The 17,318-nt window shown below is 42.4% G+C and carries 13 protein-coding genes and 1 tRNA gene; 5 read left to right on the forward strand and 9 right to left on the reverse strand.

All coding sequences use genetic code 11. The features are described from left to right. Positions 1-228: 228 nt before the first annotated feature. A complete protein-coding gene (locus ACQP6D_RS03985; protein ID WP_100140463.1) occupies positions 229-957 on the forward strand; it encodes an OmpA family protein in 729 nt (242 codons plus the stop codon). Positions 958-1,369: 412 nt separating this feature from the next. Next, positions 1,370-2,125: a hypothetical protein gene (locus tag ACQP6D_RS03990; RefSeq protein ID WP_427857497.1), complete on the forward strand. Its 756-nt coding sequence runs from the start codon at positions 1,370-1,372 to the stop codon at positions 2,123-2,125. Positions 2,126-2,404: 279 nt separating this feature from the next. Here the strand turns inward: ACQP6D_RS03990 and ACQP6D_RS03995 are convergent, their stop codons facing one another. From ACQP6D_RS03995 to ychF, 4 genes are all read right to left on the reverse strand, one after another. Then, positions 2,405-3,082: a phytanoyl-CoA dioxygenase family protein gene (locus ACQP6D_RS03995; RefSeq protein WP_427857498.1), complete on the reverse strand. Its 678-nt coding sequence runs from the start codon at positions 3,080-3,082 to the stop codon at positions 2,405-2,407. 331 nt (positions 3,083-3,413) lie between these two features. Beyond that, positions 3,414-4,766, reverse strand: a complete 1,353-nt coding sequence (gene argG / locus ACQP6D_RS04000) for an argininosuccinate synthase (RefSeq protein WP_427857499.1) — start codon at positions 4,764-4,766, stop codon at positions 3,414-3,416. A gap of 40 nt (positions 4,767-4,806) precedes the next feature. Further along, positions 4,807-6,072, reverse strand: coding sequence for a tyrosine--tRNA ligase (tyrS, locus tag ACQP6D_RS04005; protein WP_100151789.1), 1,266 nt, complete (start codon positions 6,070-6,072; stop codon positions 4,807-4,809). A 350-nt stretch (positions 6,073-6,422) separates the two neighbouring features. Then, positions 6,423-7,514: a redox-regulated ATPase YchF gene (ychF, locus tag ACQP6D_RS04010; RefSeq protein ID WP_100140458.1), complete on the reverse strand. Its 1,092-nt coding sequence runs from the start codon at positions 7,512-7,514 to the stop codon at positions 6,423-6,425. Between the two features lie 255 nt (positions 7,515-7,769). Between ychF and ACQP6D_RS04015 the strand changes: the two genes are divergently transcribed. After that, positions 7,770-7,846 (forward strand) — tRNA-Met (locus ACQP6D_RS04015). Between the two features lie 332 nt (positions 7,847-8,178). Here ACQP6D_RS04015 and cysE read toward each other — a convergent pair. The 4 genes from cysE to sppA form a co-directional block, all read right to left on the reverse strand. Continuing rightward, positions 8,179-8,973 (reverse strand): serine O-acetyltransferase, encoded by a 795-nt coding sequence (gene cysE, locus ACQP6D_RS04020; protein WP_267408534.1) that lies wholly within the window; start codon positions 8,971-8,973, stop codon positions 8,179-8,181. A 29-nt stretch (positions 8,974-9,002) separates the two neighbouring features. Next, on the reverse strand, positions 9,003-10,499 hold the full coding sequence (rng, locus tag ACQP6D_RS04025) for a ribonuclease G (RefSeq protein ID WP_427857500.1): 1,497 nt from the start codon (positions 10,497-10,499) through the stop codon (positions 9,003-9,005). Positions 10,500-10,783: 284 nt separating this feature from the next. Continuing rightward, entirely contained in the window at positions 10,784-11,836 is a 1,053-nt protein-coding gene (locus tag ACQP6D_RS04030; protein ID WP_267392166.1) for a quinone-dependent dihydroorotate dehydrogenase, read from the reverse strand. Between the two features lie 283 nt (positions 11,837-12,119). Further along, the gene (sppA, locus tag ACQP6D_RS04035) at positions 12,120-13,079 is read right to left on the reverse strand and encodes a signal peptide peptidase SppA (protein ID WP_367418954.1); all 960 of its coding nucleotides are present in this window, start codon (positions 13,077-13,079) and stop codon (positions 12,120-12,122) included. Between the two features lie 455 nt (positions 13,080-13,534). Between sppA and ACQP6D_RS04040 the strand changes: the two genes are divergently transcribed. Continuing rightward, positions 13,535-15,181 carry a dihydroxyacetone kinase subunit DhaK gene (locus ACQP6D_RS04040; RefSeq protein WP_427857501.1) on the forward strand — a complete coding sequence of 549 codons (1,647 nt, stop codon included), beginning with the start codon at positions 13,535-13,537 and terminating at the stop codon, positions 15,179-15,181. 156 nt (positions 15,182-15,337) lie between these two features. Further along, positions 15,338-16,219: a UTP--glucose-1-phosphate uridylyltransferase GalU gene (gene galU / locus ACQP6D_RS04045; RefSeq protein WP_267392169.1), complete on the forward strand. Its 882-nt coding sequence runs from the start codon at positions 15,338-15,340 to the stop codon at positions 16,217-16,219. 34 nt (positions 16,220-16,253) lie between these two features. On the opposite strand, the gene ACQP6D_RS04050 is transcribed toward galU, so the two are convergent. Next, positions 16,254-17,243: an RluA family pseudouridine synthase gene (locus tag ACQP6D_RS04050; protein WP_427857502.1), complete on the reverse strand. Its 990-nt coding sequence runs from the start codon at positions 17,241-17,243 to the stop codon at positions 16,254-16,256. Positions 17,244-17,318 lie beyond the last annotated feature (75 nt).

Raw genomic sequence — 17,318 nt, forward strand, 5'->3', positions numbered from 1 at the left:
ACACAAAGTTGTTTTTTAGGCATGATGCACAGTTAGGAAGCGGGTCGTCTAGCAGCTTAGCCTTGGTAGTTTGCATATTGACAGTTTATGCTGCGGTTTTTTATAGTATAGACCTGATTTACCAAGCTACCCGCCCGGTTTGAGCGGCCTGTAAATGGTATTTGTGTATTGATCAGGCTTATTTCTGGCTGAATCAACACATAACAAATTTTTTGATGAGGGAATAACATGACCAAACAGCTAAAATTGAGCGCATTGATTGTTGCTATGGCTGCTTCAACTGCCGCTTTTGCCAATGGTGTTGTACCGGGTGCCGACTGGACCGGTGAACCTGCTGGTGCTTACAATGGCTATACTACCAGTTCTGCTCCTGAAAAAGGTACTGGCGAAATTCTTGTCACTCGTGAAAATGGTGCTGATGGTACCCCTGAGTGCGTGAAAAACCGTTTCAACGACGATAAAGATCCTACTCTGGGTAACAACTGTGGTCACCCTGTAGTTCAGGCTGCTCCAGAAGCACCGAAATTTGTTGATGAAACTGTTTCTTTATCAGCTAACTTCTTGTTTGGCTTTGATAAATTTACTCTTCGTCCAGAAGCTATTGATACTCTGAATCAATTGGCTACCCGTCTGGCTGACAGCAGCGTACAGGTTGTACGTGTTGAAGGTCACACAGACTTTAAAGGTTCTGAAGCTTACAACAAAACTCTGTCTGATCGTCGTGCTCATGCTGTTGCTGAATATCTGGTTTCTAAGGGTGTTCCTGCTGAGAAAATCTCTGCTGTTGGCTTGGGTAAATCCGAAGCTCGTATGACCGAATCTTGTCAGGCTGAAGTAGCTAAACTGGGTAAAAAAGTTTCAGCTGCTAAGAAACGTGCTGCTTTGATCGAATGTATCGCACCTGACCGTCGTGTAGACGTTAAAATCCGCACCATGGTAGCTAAAAAAGTTAAATAATTTTAGCTTCTTTGGTAATTAAAAACCCTGCTATGAGCAGGGTTTTTTTGTTTGAGTTTGAATTAAGCAATGAAGTTTTAACGATAAAAAAATGATCCGTGTAACCATCCTTTAAGGAAAATCTTATTGGAACTAATGCTTGCAGTGAATCAAAATATTTATGTAAATATATGTTATTATGAAAAGGGAAATAATCAGTATTTACTAAGAATTGATAGATTTTAATTGTATTGTTTAAAAGTATTATTCAGATTGGCTTTGATCAAGCATAAATATTGGGGAAGTAGCATTGATAAGTAATGCTTCAGGAACAATTCTGCGCATCATAATGGCAAATTTAAAACAAAAACTATATTTAATCTGTTCTGGACTCAAACAATCAAAATTGCTGTTTTTATGTATTTGCTGTTGTGTGCTGGCGGCGTGTGCGGCACAGTTTCAGCGAGTTCCTGATGCAACAGGAGATAAAAAATATGTAGCAGTAAAGTTTCAGCGCCAGAATACGGCTCCGCAAACTGGCGTAGTTCTAGTGCAGCCAATGGATTTGCAAGTGGGTGATATTTTATTTTCTGCCGATTCCAGTTTTAATTCGCGCGTATTACGTCTGTTTGGTAATACATCGATTAGTCATGCCTTTCTATACTTGGGAGAGGGTGAAATTGCCGAAGCTGTTGGCAGTGGTGTGCATATTATGTCACTTGCGGAAAGTGTGGATGAAAGCCCCTTACTGGTGGTTTATCGCCATCCGCAATTAACTGGGTTGCAGGCAGAAAAAATTCGTGCTTTTGCTCAGGCTGAAGCGGGTAGTAAATACAATTATCTAGGTATTGCCAAACAGACCCCATATACTATTACTCGCAAAGTATGTGAGCTGCCCGTTATACCTCGTGCCTTTCGCCATTTATGCTTGAATACTATGGCAGTGGTGCAGGTCACCCCTTTTTCTTCTGACCGCTATTTCTGCTCCCAATTTGTGGTAGCAGCGTATCGTTATGCTGGGCTGCCGCTAACCAATACGCCTGCTGAATGGGTAGCGCCTGCAGATTTACTTCATATGCGTAGTGGTGATATACCTTCTGTCGTACCAATTTATCCTTTGCATTATGTTGGCCATTTACGCTGTAAAACATCTTTATGGCAACGCACTTGTACCCTAGCGGATATCTGAAAATTTATGCTGTTATGGTTAATCCAGAAAACTATGGGCTGTTCTGAACCCACCTACAGATGAAAGATACTGCGGCTGTAAATAATTTATCAGCAATGGTGTATCTTTGTTGATTAGCATACTCAAATTGTATTTTTGAAATAAATACAATATTTTTGCTTAATCAAGGCTGATTATGAAGAGTAGAAAATAAATAAAAGAATGGGTCTGGTATTTACTGCACAAAAATCAAATTTTATTGCATTAATTTGGTTGCTTTATTTTGTGATTAATCAATGCTCAGACACAGAATTGAAACGGAATGGTTTCAGCCAGTGTGGCGGGCGCAAATAAAAAATGTAACACCCTTCTTCCATTGGTCTGGATTGCTTTAGAGGATGAATGTACGATAAGTGGACGCATTATTACTGCATCTCCTTTCACTACTGTACATTCCTGCTCACCTATTTGGTCGCGAATCCGAGGCAAATCTGCTTCTGCTATTTTTCCATCACGGTGTGTACCTGCAACCACTTTCAGTGGCCCATGCTCATGTAAGCAATCGTCAATATGTACTCTCACTGCGACCAATTGTTCCATATATTGTATGGGCGGTTGTACAAACAGCATATTTTGTTTGTGAGACCAGCCGCTAAACCCTTTTGCGGATAAGTGGTGTCTGACAGGAATGCTTAAATCCTGATGTAAAGCCACCAACCAGTTTTTTTCAGCCGTTTTTTTAAAATATGTACATTGTATGGCTACAGTATTTATTGGCAGCAAAGGCGCAAGCTGAGCATTCATTTTTAATGTTTCAGCTAGCTGCTGGCACCACGGCTGGGTGAGTAATTCCCGGCTTCCAGCATTAGTTAATTTAATTTGTATTAGTTGCTGTTCGATTTTAGCTAGCTGGTCTTCTGTTATCAGCCCTTCGATGATGGTAAAGCCATGGCGACTAAAATTATCTGTTTTATCCACTAATCAACTCATCATTATGTATTTATACAAATAATATAACGATTCATACGGTAATGATACATATCTATCATTATTGATAATGCTTCGTTCTGAAGCGTAATTTTCCCTTTATCTCTCAAATGTAAGTCTATAAGCTTATGAAGTGCTGCAAGCTTGATTTTAAACATTTACTCACAGAAATTGAATGTCTTAATGTATTAAAAACAAAAATTTTATATCTTCAAATTATGTTGGTTAAGATACTAGGTTCTATTCTGGTGCAAATGATTGCAGGTAAAAAATAAATATCGGATAGTGAATCAACACTATCCGGTTTAAAGCTTAATAAATATTACAACGTGTCTTTTTTATCGGTTAATTGCGGTAGCAATGCATCTTGATTAACTGATAACAGCCCACTTTGTGTATAAATACCGAGTTTATTGCGTGTATCAATAATATCCAGATTGCGCATAGTGAGCTGGCCGATACGGTCAGCAGGAGAAAAAGCGGCACTATCAACTTTTTCCATGCTAAGCCGTTCCGGCTGGTAGGTAAGGTTCGGAGATTCAGTATTGAGTATGGAATAATCGTTGCCGCGACGCAGTTCCAATGTCACTTCACCAGTAATGGCTTTGGCTACCCAACGCTGAGCTGTTTCGCGCAGCATGAGTGCTTGTGAATCAAACCAGCGCCCTTGATACAGTAATCTGCCTAAACGCAAACCATTAATACGATATTGTTCGATGGTGTCTTCGTTGTGAATACCAGTCAGCAGGCGTTCATAGGCAATGTGCAGCAAAGCCATTGCCGGTGCCTCGTAGATGCCGCGTGATTTGGCTTCTATGATGCGGTTTTCAATCTGGTCGGTCATACCGAGACCATGGCGCCCACCTATACGATTGGCCTCCATAATCAGTGCTACAGGATCATTGAACTCAATTCCGTTCAATGCCACTGGTACGCCTTCTGCGAAACGAACACTTACTTCTTCAGGTTTAATTGTTATCTGTTCATCCCAGAATGCTACGCCCATAATGGGCTGCACAATTTTCATGCTGCTGTTGAGCATTTCTAAATCTTTGGCTTCATGGGTTGCGCCCAGCATGTTGGAATCAGTGGAGTAGGCTTTTTCTACAGACATTTTATAGTTGTAGCCCTGAGCAATGAGAAATTCAGACATTTCATGTCGTCCGCCCAGCTCGTCTATAAACTGTTGATCTAGCCACGGTTTATAAATGCGTAAAGCGGGATTGGTTAACAGTCCGTAGCGATAGAAACGTTCTATATCATTGCCTTTGTAGGTTGAACCATCTCCCCAGATATGCACGTCATCTTCTTTCATGGCCGCTACCAGCATGGTACCGGTCACTGCACGCCCTAATGGTGTGGTGTTGAAATACGGCATACCGCCGGTGTGAACATGAAAGGCACCGCTTTGAATAGCGGCGATTCCTTCATGTGCCAGCTGTGTGCGGCAATCAATCAGGCGAGCCTTTTCTGCACCATATTCTAGTGCCTTTTTAGGAATGGCATCATAATCATCTTCGTCCGGCTGTCCTAGATTGGCTGTATAGGCGTAAGGTAATGCGCCTTTCAGTTTCATCCACAGCAAAGCTGTAGAAGTATCCAGCCCACCGGAAAAAGCGATACCGACTTTCTCGCCAACGGGCAGGTGTTGCAAAATGGTGCTGTGATTACTCATATTGACTCCCTTGAGTGATGTGCTTACTGAAGCTGTAGAATTATTGCCATATCAGCAAGGCGTGGTTGCGTTTGCCGCGGCGTACAATGGTATAGCGGCCGAAACGTTTGTCGCTGTCACTGAAAATATAGTCAGCAGTGTTGATTTTTTGTCCGTTTACCATGACCGCTCCTTGGCTGATGAAGCCGCGTGCTTCATTGTTGGATTTGGCCAGTGCTGTTGTGGTTAATGCCTGTACGATATTGATGGATTCACTGATTGTATAAGTGGGTAAACCGTCCAGAGATAATTGCTGAAAATCGCTTTCTGTAAGCGCACTTTGGTCTTCTGCAAATAAGCTTGTAGAAATTCGCTCCGCCGCTGCCAGCGCTTCTTCCCCGTGAATCAGTCTTGTCATTTCTTCAGCCAGAATACGCTGAGCTTCCGGTTTGGTACCGCTGGCCTTATCTTGAGCTTCAATGGATTCTATTTCGGCCACACTGAGGAAAGTAAAGTATTTGAGGAATTTGTAGACATCGGCATCTGCAACTTTCAGCCAAAACTGGTAGAACTGATAAGGAGAGGTTTTTTCAGCGCTGAGCCATACTGCGCCACCTTCGGTTTTACCGAATTTGGTACCGTCGGCTTTGGTTACGAGAGGTAGGGTTAATCCGTAAACGGTAGCTTGATGCAGACGACGTGACAGATCGATACCGCCTGTTATATTACCCCACTGGTCTGAACCGCCAATTTGTAATACGGCACCATGACGGCGATGCAATTCAGCAAAATCATAGCCTTGAAGCAGGGCGTAGGCAAATTCCGTAAATGAAATACCGACATCATCACGGCTTAAACGCTGTTTCACTGATTCTTTATTCAGCATAGCATTCACAGAAAAGTGCTTACCGATGTCGCGCAGAAAATCCAGACAGTTCATGCTGCCAAACCAGTCAAAATTATTGGCCATGATTGCCGCATTATTGCCATCGAAACTGAGAAATGGTTCTAACTGGGCACGGATTTTGGCTACCCATTCCTGTACCGTTTCCAGTGTATTAAGTGAACGTTCTTGTGCTTTGAAGCTGGGGTCGCCAATCATGCCTGTAGCTCCGCCTACAAGGGCGATAGGGGTATGTCCGGCAAGTTGAAAACGGCGCAGAACCAAGATAGGTAATAGATGGCCGATATGCAGACTGTCTGCAGTGGGATCGAAACCGCAATATAAGGTGATTTTTTGCTGGTTTAATAAGTTATCAAGCGCTTCTGCGTCAGTGGTCTGAGCAATCAGGCCACGTTGCTGTAAATCGTATACAACACTGGTCATGGTAAAAATTTATACTTTCAAATAAAAGTTGTCCGAAACAGAAAAATGTTGGTTATCTGAATTTCGAAATGGCAAATATCTTTAATCGAATATGCCCAGTTTGGCCAGACAGCCTGTTTTCTGATTAGCTGATTAATAATGATGCATTATTTTACACGATTTGTTTGCCAGTGCATTTGTGCCTACAATAAATTGATTATTCTTCAGTTGAGTATGATTGATAAAAGTATATTTCATTATTGTTGCTAGCGAGACATGTTAAAACAGCTAATGTCTATCTGATGGACCGCGTTTTAGCTGGTCGAAAAAACAGCCCTGACGGGCTGTTCGTGAATGGTTATGAATTTATGTCAGACGTTGAACAAGAAATGGATAACATCGCCGTCATTGACAATATATTCTTTACCTTCGGCACGCATTTTACCGGCTTCTTTGGCTTTAGCTTCGCCGCCACAGGCAATAAAATCATCATAGGCAATGACCTGTGCACGAATAAATCCGCGTTCAAAATCTGTATGGATTACACCGGCTGCCTGCGGTGCTGTATCGCCTTTATGGATTGTCCACGCTCTAACTTCCTGAACGCCGGCGGTGAAATAAGTTTGCAGGCCAAGTAATTCATAGCCGGCGCGGATCAGGCGGTTTAATCCTGGTTCTTTCAAGCCCATTTCGGCTAAAAATTCTGCTTTGTCTGCCTCATCCAAATCTGCTATTTCGCTTTCCATGGCCGCACATAAAACTACGACAGGTGCATTTTCTTCAGTGGCCAGTTGTTGCAGGCGCTGTAGATGGGGATTGTTTTCAAAACCATCTTCTGCCACATTGGCCACATACATGGCTGGCTTAACCGTGAGCAGGCACAGAGGTTTAATCAGAGCTAATTCATCTTGATCCAGACCGGCTGCGCGTACTGGTTTGCCTTCTAGCAAGTGTTGCTGCAAACGTTCAAGGACGGCTACCAGTTTCTGTGCTTCTTTATCACCGGATTTAGCACGTTTGCTTTCGCGAACAATAGTTTTTTCCACACTGGCCAGGTCTGCCAGTGCCAGTTCCGTACCAATCACTTCTATGTCAGAAATCGGGTCAACCTTACCGGCAACATGCACAATATTGTCGTCGTCAAAGCAGCGCACTACGTTCACAATGGCGTCGGTTTCGCGAATATTGGCCAGAAACTGATTACCCAGCCCTTCACCTTTGCTGGCTCCAGCTACCAGTCCGGCAATATCAACAAATTCTACAATAGCCGGCTGAGTCCGTTTCGGATTCACAATTTTGGACAGTTCAGCCATACGATCGTCCGGAACTTCAACGATGCCGACATTCGGTTCGATGGTACAGAAAGGATAGTTAGCAGCTTCAATGCCAGACTGGGTAAGGGCGTTAAACAGGGTGGATTTGCCTACATTGGGCAGACCCACAATGCCACATTTCAAACTCATGATATTCCTTGAAATAGCAGAATATAAAAATGGCTGAATTGTAACATAAAGCTTTGCTGCACCTATGCGGCACTGACCAGAATGGCAAAGTCTGCTGAAACAAACAATGCAAGAATTTTTCAGGTATAAGAAAATTTAAGCCTTTAAGCTTAATAAAATTATTTTTTAAAACAATAATTTGATAGTTTTTGCTTAAATGATGCTTGCGTGCGCAAAAAAATATCGTATAATTGCGTCTCTCTTAAAACGAGATACGGCGAATTAGCTCAGTCGGTTAGAGCAGAGGAATCATAATCCTTGTGTCCGGGGTTCGAATCCCTGATTCGCCACCATATTAATCGCAAACTCTATACAGTGTTTGCGTTTTTTTATGTCTTGCTTTTATTATACTAAATAAATACTTAAGGCTTAAATTTATCTAAATAAACCAGCTTTTATCATATACATTCATAAAATGAAAAAAGCTGATTTGATCTGGACTAACTGACATCTCCTCTCAATATATTTAATATTGACTATTCAAGTTTACTAAAGTGATTTATCGAAGATCCTATAAATTTTTTTATATGAAATTCAACTATCGTCAAGGCAAAAACTAAATTAAACCCATATTTTTCGGATAATTATTATCGTCTAAGCAGAACAAGAACTAGTAAACTGAATATTAAATCCGCTGATCCATTTCCTGTGCTGGACTCTCATGATTATCGGTTTTGCTGATAACCCGTGCAGGTACGCCAACAACGGTAGAGTATTCAGGTACATCGTTGACCACCACGCTGCCAGCTCCGACTTTGGCACAGGTATGTACGCGAATATTGCCTAATACTGATGCATTGGCACCTATCATTACCCCATCACTGATTTTCGGATGCCGGTCACCGCTTTCTTTACCGGAACCACCTAGTGTGACGCCATGTAGCAAGGAAATGTTATTCCCGAGCACAGCCGTTTCACCAATTACCACTCCGGTTCCATGGTCAATCATAATGCCATAGCCCATTGATGCTGCGGGATGGATATCCACTCCTAGTACTTCCGAAGCTCGGTTTTGCAGGAAATAGGCAAGGGTGTGGCGGTTTTGCTGCCAGAGCCAATGATTTATCCGATGTGTTTGAATGGCATGAAAACCTTTGTAATATAGTAAGGGTAAGGAATAGGTGTCACAGGCCGGATCGCGCTCATAATAGGCTACGATATCCGCCAATGCTGCATGAATAATGGCCGAATCCTGCTGTAAGGCTTCCAAATATATTTCGAACAATGCACGCGCATCCATCACCGCACTGGACATTTTGGTGGACAGATGAAAAGCGAGCATGCGGGCAAAGTTTTTATGTCGCAATACGCTCAGATGCAGAAAGCTGGCTAAAATTGGTTCGTTGCGTACTGCATGTTCAGTTTCTCGACGAATGGTTTGCCACAGGGTTTCTGCCTGTTCAGCGTCAGGTAAGTTCATACTTCTCATTTCTCGTTTGCAGATTAATTCTATTGCAGAACAATATCATATTGTTCCTGATTGTATGTGGTCTCTACAGCTAGCGTAATCGGTTGGCCGATAAATTTACTTAAGCATTGCAGTGACTGTGCTTCTTCATCTAGAAACAAATCAATTACACTCGGAGCGGCCAGTATACGTATCTCCTGTGCATTCACGCGTCGGGATTCCCGTATAATTTCCCTCTGAATTTCATAGCAAATAGTTTGTGCAGTTTTCAGGCGGCCGCGCCCTTGACAGGTAGGACAAGGTTCACACAGGATTTGTGCCAGATTTTCACGCGTGCGCTTACGTGTAAGTTCTACCAGTCCCAGACTGGTAAAACCATTCAGAGTGACACGGGTGCGGTCGTACGCCAGTGCTTGTGCCAGCTCAGTGAGAATTTCCTGCTGATGTGCTTCATCAGCCATGTCAATGAAGTCTATGATAATGATGCCACCTAGATTGCGCAATCTCAGTTCGCGTGCGATAACATGGCAGGCTTCAAGATTGGTTTTGAAGATAGTTTCTTCAAAATTGCGTGCACCGACAAATCCGCCGGTATTTACGTCAATAGTGGTCATGGCTTCGGTAGGCTCAATAATGATATAACCACCAAAGTTAAGGTTAACGCGTGGCTGCAAAGCCTGTGTGATTCTTGCTTCAATATTGTAAGCTTCAAACAAGGGGCTATCATTCTGGAATAATTGCAGTTTATCCAGTGCACCTTGAGAATAATTGGTAGCAAATTCACACATCAACTCATAATTGACTCTCGAGTCAACAATTATTTTATCAATATTTTCGCTGTACATGTCTCGTAGTACACGCAGTGACAAAGGCAGATCCTGATATAACAATGTTTCGGGCGCACTGGTTTTAGCCAGTTGCTGAATATTTTGCCAGCGTTTGGTTAAATAATTGATATCAGACTGCAATTCTGCATCAGTAGCGTTTTCTGCACTAGTACGGATAATGTAGCCATGACCGGCATCATCCGGTAACAAATTTTCCAAACGTTCTCTTAATTGATTACGTTCTTCTTCATCCTCAATGCGCTGTGAAATACCGATATGCTGATCCTGAGGTAGGTGTACAAGAAAGCGTCCAGCTAATGATATCTGTGTGGACAGGCGTGCTCCTTTGGTGTTGATAGGGTCTTTAATAACCTGTACCACTATATTCTGACCTTCATGCAACATATGTTCGATGCGTAAAGGTTGTTCAGGTTTCTGGCGCTGTTCCAGTACATCGACAATATGCAGAAAAGCTGCTCGCTCAAGGCCAATGTCAATAAAAGCACTTTGCATGCCAGGTAATACGCGGCGCACAATTCCTTTATAAATATTACCAACCAGGCCATGACCACAGTTGCGCTCAATGTGAATTTCACACAAGCTGCTTTCTTCCATAACGGCTACACGGGTTTCTTTCGGAGTAATATTTACCAATACCGCTTCAGCCGGCCGCTGGATATCCTTCGGCAGCGATATGTCGCTGTTATGCATGATAGGGCTTTCAATTTAATCAAATCACTTTGTACAGTCCTGATAATTGTCTACAGGACTGTGCAAAGTAATCTGGGCGAATACTTGCTTATGACTAATATCATAGCGCAGCACAAGCGTCATGCCAAACGCAGCTGCATAAAGATAGCTATCAGCAAATTCAATGCACGAAAACGACATAATTCTGTAATGGGGCAGAGCAGGTTTTCGTGATCGTGCTTTACCAACATGTAAAACAAGAATACATATTGAAGCGAAATAAATAATATTAATCTGTTGGGTCTCTAATTTAGCTTACTGCACGCACGAATACATTCATTGATGAGCTTGGGGCCACGAAATATCAGGCCGGAATATAGCTGTATTGCAGTGGCACCAAGGCTGATTTTTTCAGCTGCATCGGCGCCAGTGTTAATTCCGCCTACACCGATAAGAGGAATCTTCCCTTCAAGCAGCGCAGATAGGTGGCGTAATACCTGATTACTTTGTGGTTGCACTGGACGACCGGATAATCCTCCAGTTTCTTGTGCATATCGATGCTTACCCAGCATCGTTTTATCTATAGTGGTATTTGTGGCAATAATGCCGTCAATCTGGGTGGCTAATGCTACATCTGCTAATGCAGTAATTTGGTCTTCAATCAGGTCTGGTGCAATTTTAACAGCAATGGGGACATAACGACTGTGACGCGTTGCTAGCTGCGCCTGCCGGTTTTTTAAATGATTCAGGAGTCTGTCCAATTCGCTGGCACTTTGCAGACTGCGTAAATTGCGTGTATTGGGGGATGAAATATTTACAGTTATATAACTAGCATAAGGATAGGCTTTTTCTAGACAGATTAGATAATCATCAGTGGCTTTGTCTATGGGCGTGGCGGCATTTTTTCCAATGTTAATTCCTAGTATGCCACGATATTGGCTGTTTACAATGTTATCAATCAGGGTATCGATACCATAGTTATTGAAGCCCATGCGATTAATGATAGCCTGATGTTCTGGTAACCGGAATAAACGGGGTTTGGGGTTGCCTGCCTGTGGTAGCGGTGTAACGGTGCCAACTTCGATAAAGCCAAAACCCAACATTGACAGTGCATCAATATACTCACCATTTTTATCCAGACCAGCCGCTAATCCCACCGGATTGGGTAAAGTCAAACCCATTAAGTCTATTAAATTGCTGTCTGTTCCGGTGCTTTGATTGTTATTTGCTGAAGCTTGTCCGTCTCTCAGCAAAAAACCGCAGTGATAACGATGTAGCAGCTGTAAACATTTCAATGACAGATAATGGGTCTTTTCCGGATCCAGTCGGAATAACAAAGATTTTATAAGCGAATACATGATATTGATGCTGGATAAGGTGGAGAAATATTATAACCAACAACTCTATCAATTCGAGTGGAAAACAATAAAATTCAGTATGTGTTGGTGAAATAAATCATTTAATTAGGTATATTTCAAGTTAGCTGGCTGGTGATACAAAGCGCATGTTTGAAAAAGAAATTGCCTGTTGTATTAATCAGGATACGCTTAAAAAATTGCCCGTTTATGTTTCTCAATAGTTGTGGCGAACATAAACGGGTATAATTTTTTACAAAAGAATTGCAATTATATCTAATGGCATTTACCAAGGCTGATCAGTCATGCCGCGGATGTTTTGCAGCATAGTGCTGCCAATACTTTTGCTAAAACGTTTTTCCCAGCTGGTTTCAGCAGTGTAATCTACTAAATCAGGTGCACCGATTACATCACGTGCGACAGTATAAACATTGCCAAAATCGTCTATCAGTCCCACTTTTTTGGCTTCTTCTCCAGTATACGCACGGCCACTGAAGATATCTGGGTTTTCAGCAATTTTCAAACGCTTGCCTCTTCCCTGTTGTACAGCCTGAATAAATTGTTCATGAATGCTACTCAACATCTGTTGCCAGATTTGTGCCTGTTCCGGTGTTTCGGGAACAAAAGGGTCACCCATATCTTTATTACTGCCGGCAATTTTAACTCGGCGTTTAATGCCCAGTTTGTCAATCAATCCCGTAAAATCAAAACTGCTGCCAATTACTCCAATACTGCCGACCAAACTAGACGGGTCTGCATAGATTTTATCTGCGGCACTGGCAATGTAGTAACAACCGGAAGCACACATATCTTCAGTTACAACATATAAAGGTATGCTGGCATGTTTGGCTTTAAAATATCGAATTTCTTCATATGCGATGCTGGAAATAACCGGGGAGCCGCCGGGGCTATTGGCACGAATAATAATTCCTTTGACATTTTTGTTTTTATACACTTCTTTCAGGCTTTTACGTAATAAATCGGCCTGATTATTGTCACTGCTGATGGTGCCTTCCAAATTAATAACCGCTGTATGGGCACCGGTTGGTTTGCTGCTGCCAGAAGAAGCAATAATTATCAAGATAAAAATCAGAAGCCATAGAAGACGCCAGAACCAGCGCCAGATTCGATTACGCCGCTGCTCACGATATACTTCAAGCAATAGTTTTTCTAGTAAATTGCGTTCCCAGCTGCTGCCCTCGGGCGTTGAACCAGCTGGTTCTGATCCTTTAATATTGATTTTCATCTGCTTATTCTCAGGTTTTGGTGCTGATGTATGTGTAGTTAAATGATTAGGCTAAGCCGTTTCATTCACTATTATCCAATCATTTAAATCAGTTATAAGTAAAATTATAGCCGAATTTTATTTTTTTAGTATGCTTTTGTCGTGTTTGGATTGCAGGCTAAACTTTATCCTGCTATCGCCGTACATTATAATAGTCTTGCAAACAGCGTGTCAGCACAGTTAAATTTGGAACCGCCGCTTAAAAAAGGCAATATAAATTAAAGCAAGATACTACTGTGGCAGAAAATAATGGATTCAGTATATTAAATTTATATATCTAATCTTTGATAAGAATCTTGCTTTAAATGCCGATGAAGTTTGATATAAGGAAAGCAGTAATTATTTTTTTTCGACCTTATGAATTTTTTGATTCGAATATTGCCTGTTGTCTATACTCATAATCATTTTGGAAAATCATGTCCAGATTCTTTTTTAACAATCGTAAACAATTAATTGATGAAGCCATTGAAGGTTTGGTGATTTCTGCACCACATGGCAATCTTGTCAAGCTGGATACTGATCCGGCTATCAGAATAGTGGCTCGCAATGACTGGGATAAAAGCCGTGTAGCTGTAATTTCCGGCGGTGGTTCGGGACATGAACCGGCTCATGCTGGGTTTGTGGGCAAAGGTATGTTAACGGCGGCTGTATGCGGTGATTTGTTTGCTTCCCCGAGTGTTGATGCTGTGTTTAACGCCATTGTAGCTGTCACTGGTGAACAGGGTTGTTTGCTGATTGTGAAAAATTATACTGGGGACAGATTAAATTTTGGACTGGCAGCAGAAAAAGCCAAAAGCCATGGCTTGAAAGTGGAAATGGTCATTGTGGCTGACGATATTTCCCTGCCGGAAAATCGCCAGCCACGCGGTGTGGCAGGCACGGTGCTCGTTCACAAAATTGCAGGCTATGCTGCTGAGGAAGGAAAGTCACTAGCACAGGTTCGCGCATTGGCTCAACAGGCTTGTGATAATCTTTGGAGTCTTGGTCTGGCCATGCAAACCTGTCATCTGCCAGACTATATGGAAGAAACACGGATCAAAGACGGTCAGGTAGAGCTTGGATTAGGTATACATGGTGAACCCGGTGCGTCGGTGGTTAATACTCAAAACAGCAAAATTCTTATCGATAATTTGGTGAAGTCTTTACAGCATTCGGCTGGTAAGGGGCGTTTTGCCGTTTTGATCAATAATCTCGGTGGAGTGTCATCTCTGGAAATGGCTTTGCTAACGCGTGAAGTAGCACATTCCTCAATCAGTGAGCAGACTGATTGGCTGATTGGTCCTGCTCCGATGGTTACATCGCTGGATATGAAAGGTTTCTCCCTTTCTATACTCAGATTAAATGATTATTTTGTTCAGGCTCTGAATGCTCCGGTAGAAACACAAGGATGGCAGAAGCCGGTTGCTTTAAAACCTTTAAAAAAGCTTGCCTGCCAGCCCGTATTAAGGCAGTCTGAATACAAGCCATCTGAAAATGCGTTGGCTGCTGCTTGTATTACAGCCATAACAGATAAACTGATTGGACTGGAAAGTCGACTTAATGCATTGGATGCTAAAGTAGGTGATGGTGATACAGGTACCACTTTTGCGCATGGTGCTCATGCTATAGCACAGCAGCTGACACAGCAGCAGTTGCCACTTAACGATTTGTCCCAGTTATTACTGTGTATCGGTGAGCGACTTGCAATAGTCATGGGGGGGTCAAGTGGGGTGCTGATGTCGATTTTCTTCACTGCTGCCGGACAGCATTTACAAAAGGGAAATACGCTGATAGAAGCATTGTTAAACGGGCTGACACAGATGAAACATTATGGCGGTGCCGATTTAGGTGACCGTACTTTGATTGATGCTTTACAGCCGGCTTTGCAAAGCTGGCAACAACATGGTATTAAGGCTTCGGTACAGGCTGCTAGAGAGGGTGCTGATAAAACCGCAGATATGCATAAAGCCGGAGCTGGGCGTTCATCTTATGTTAACAAACAGAATCTAGTCAGTGTACCTGATCCGGGTGCAGTGGCTGTGGCTGAGGTGTTTACTGTATTGACTGAATTGGATAATAAATAGTCGAACTATATATATTTAACCGCGAAAAATTTTCAACCAATAAAAATTACTTATTATTCAGATAATATATAACAGTATTTATATTGTAAGTTTAATACAAATCGTTATCCTCGTGAACGTCATATATGTGATTGATTTGCAAGAATGGAAAAAGAGATGAAAGCAGTTATCCCAGTTGCTGGTTTAGGAACTCGAATGTTGCCGGCTACAAAAGCCATCCCTAAAGAAATGCTAACGGTGGCAGACAAACCGTTAATTCAGTATATCGTAAAGGAGTGTGCACAAGCAGGAATTAAGCAAATTGTGCTGGTTAACCATGCTTCTAAAACCGCAATTGAAAATCATTTCGATACTGCGTTTGAGTTGGAAACGCAGTTACAGAACAAGGGTAAAACTGCGTTGCTGGCAGAAACCCGTGCCGTGCTGCCTCCTGATGTTCAAATTATTCAGGTACGACAAAGTGAAGCAAAAGGACTGGGTCATGCTATGCTGTGTGCGCGTTCTGTGATTGGTAACGAACCGTTTGCCGTCTTACTGCCGGATGTGCTCATAGATGAAAGTGCCTGCAATCTGGCAACAGATAATCTGGCAGCGATGGTAAAGCATTTCAGAGACACACAACGTAGCCAGATTATGGTTGAGCGCGTGCCGATGAGTGAAGTAAATAAGTACGGTATAGTGGATTGTCATCAGCAACAGGCCGAGGAGGGATGTAGTATAGCTATGACAGCCATTATTGAAAAACCTGCGCTGGAAGAGGCTCCATCTGATATGGCTGTCGTGGGCCGCTACGTGCTTTCTGCCAGTATCTGGCCGCTACTGGAAAAAACATTGCCTGGGGCTGGTGGTGAAATTCAGCTGACTGATGCTATAGCTGCATTAATGCAGCAGGAAGCAGTAGATGCATTTGTTATACAGGGTTATTCACATGACTGCGGCGATAAGCTTGGTTATATGAAAACATTTATAGAATATAGCCTGCGACATGACAAATGCGGTGCTCAGCTTAAAAATTGGTTACAACAGCAAACATTTTAAAAACCGAAGTCGGTTTAAATGTGGGCGGATAATTCTAATCTGGAGCAGATGGTAAGCTAAGCAAAAACTGTTGTAACTCATCTGGTAAAGGGGCGATAAGGTGTAATATATCGCCACTGACCGGATGAGGCAGTGTTAATTCAGATGCATGTAAAAACATTCTTTTCAACCCTGCTTTTTGCAGGCGTTTGTTTATTTGATAATCTCCATAGCGCTCATCACCAGCAATCGGACACTGTTGCGATTGCATATGTACACGTATTTGATGAGTGCGGCCTGTTTTCAACGTAGCTTCCATCAATGTAAGAGATTTAATTCCTGTAGTGTATAGCTGCTGTCCTGCAAACCTTTGCAATACACGAAACAGAGTAAGTGCACGCTGACCTTCCTGATTATTGCCGGTAACACGTACCATTTTTTCACCCTGAGCCCCAGTGTATTTTATAAGAGGGAGTTTTACATGTTGTACTTTTTCTGGCCAAAATCCAACCGAAAGTGCCTGATAGACCTTGTGTGGATGGTTTTGTCTGATTGATTCGTGCAACTTAACCAAAGCACTGCGTTTTTTCGCAATCATAAGCAATCCGCTAGTGTCTTTATCCAGCCGGTGTACCAGTTCCAGATAACGTGCATCAGGACGAGCACGGCGCAGCTGCTCAATAACACCAAAACTAACGCCGCTACCGCCATGAACCGCTACGCCGGATGGTTTGTTTATAACCAGCAAAACATCGTCTTCATAAATGATTTCAAACTCATTTGCAGGAATTGCTAAATAATCAGGACAAGCCATTCTGTCAGCAACACGAATGGGTGGTAAACGGATTTCATCGTTAACAGCAATTCGGTCAGTTCCTTTGCAGCGTTTTTTGTTCAAACGAACCTCACCACTGCGGATGATGCGCTGGATATGACTTTTTGGCACACCTTTTAATTCCCGTATCAAATAATTATCCAGTCGCTGTCCAGCACTTTCGGCACCGACAGATAAAAACTGCACTGAATCTTTGCTTAAAACCGTCATATTGCTTATAATCCGTAAGCTTTTATAAATAAATAAAAGTCATCAGTTGTTTTCGCCGTAAGTATTGACGGCAAA

It is taken from the genome of Snodgrassella sp. CS2 (assembly GCF_050310315.1).
In the GTDB taxonomy this organism is placed as follows: domain Bacteria; phylum Pseudomonadota; class Gammaproteobacteria; order Burkholderiales; family Neisseriaceae; genus Snodgrassella; species Snodgrassella alvi_E.

Excerpts from the sequence above, each read along its gene's own strand:
- argG (WP_427857499.1), bottom strand. The coding sequence starts at position 4,766 with ATGAGTAATCACAGCACCATTTTGCAACACCTGCCCGTTGGCGAGAAA.
- ychF (WP_100140458.1), bottom strand. The coding sequence starts at position 7,514 with ATGAGTTTGAAATGTGGCATTGTGGGTCTGCCCAATGTAGGCAAATCC.
- ACQP6D_RS04040 (WP_427857501.1), top strand. The coding sequence starts at position 13,535 with ATGTCCAGATTCTTTTTTAACAATCGTAAACAATTAATTGATGAAGCC.
- ACQP6D_RS03985 (WP_100140463.1), top strand. The coding sequence starts at position 229 with ATGACCAAACAGCTAAAATTGAGCGCATTGATTGTTGCTATGGCTGCT.
- galU (WP_267392169.1), top strand. The coding sequence starts at position 15,338 with ATGAAAGCAGTTATCCCAGTTGCTGGTTTAGGAACTCGAATGTTGCCG.
- cysE (WP_267408534.1), bottom strand. The coding sequence starts at position 8,973 with ATGAACTTACCTGACGCTGAACAGGCAGAAACCCTGTGGCAAACCATT.
- ACQP6D_RS04050 (WP_427857502.1), bottom strand. The coding sequence starts at position 17,243 with ATGACGGTTTTAAGCAAAGATTCAGTGCAGTTTTTATCTGTCGGTGCC.
- tyrS (WP_100151789.1), bottom strand. The coding sequence starts at position 6,072 with ATGACCAGTGTTGTATACGATTTACAGCAACGTGGCCTGATTGCTCAG.
- rng (WP_427857500.1), bottom strand. The coding sequence starts at position 10,499 with ATGCATAACAGCGACATATCGCTGCCGAAGGATATCCAGCGGCCGGCT.
- sppA (WP_367418954.1), bottom strand. The coding sequence starts at position 13,079 with ATGAAAATCAATATTAAAGGATCAGAACCAGCTGGTTCAACGCCCGAG.
- ACQP6D_RS04030 (WP_267392166.1), bottom strand. The coding sequence starts at position 11,836 with ATGTATTCGCTTATAAAATCTTTGTTATTCCGACTGGATCCGGAAAAG.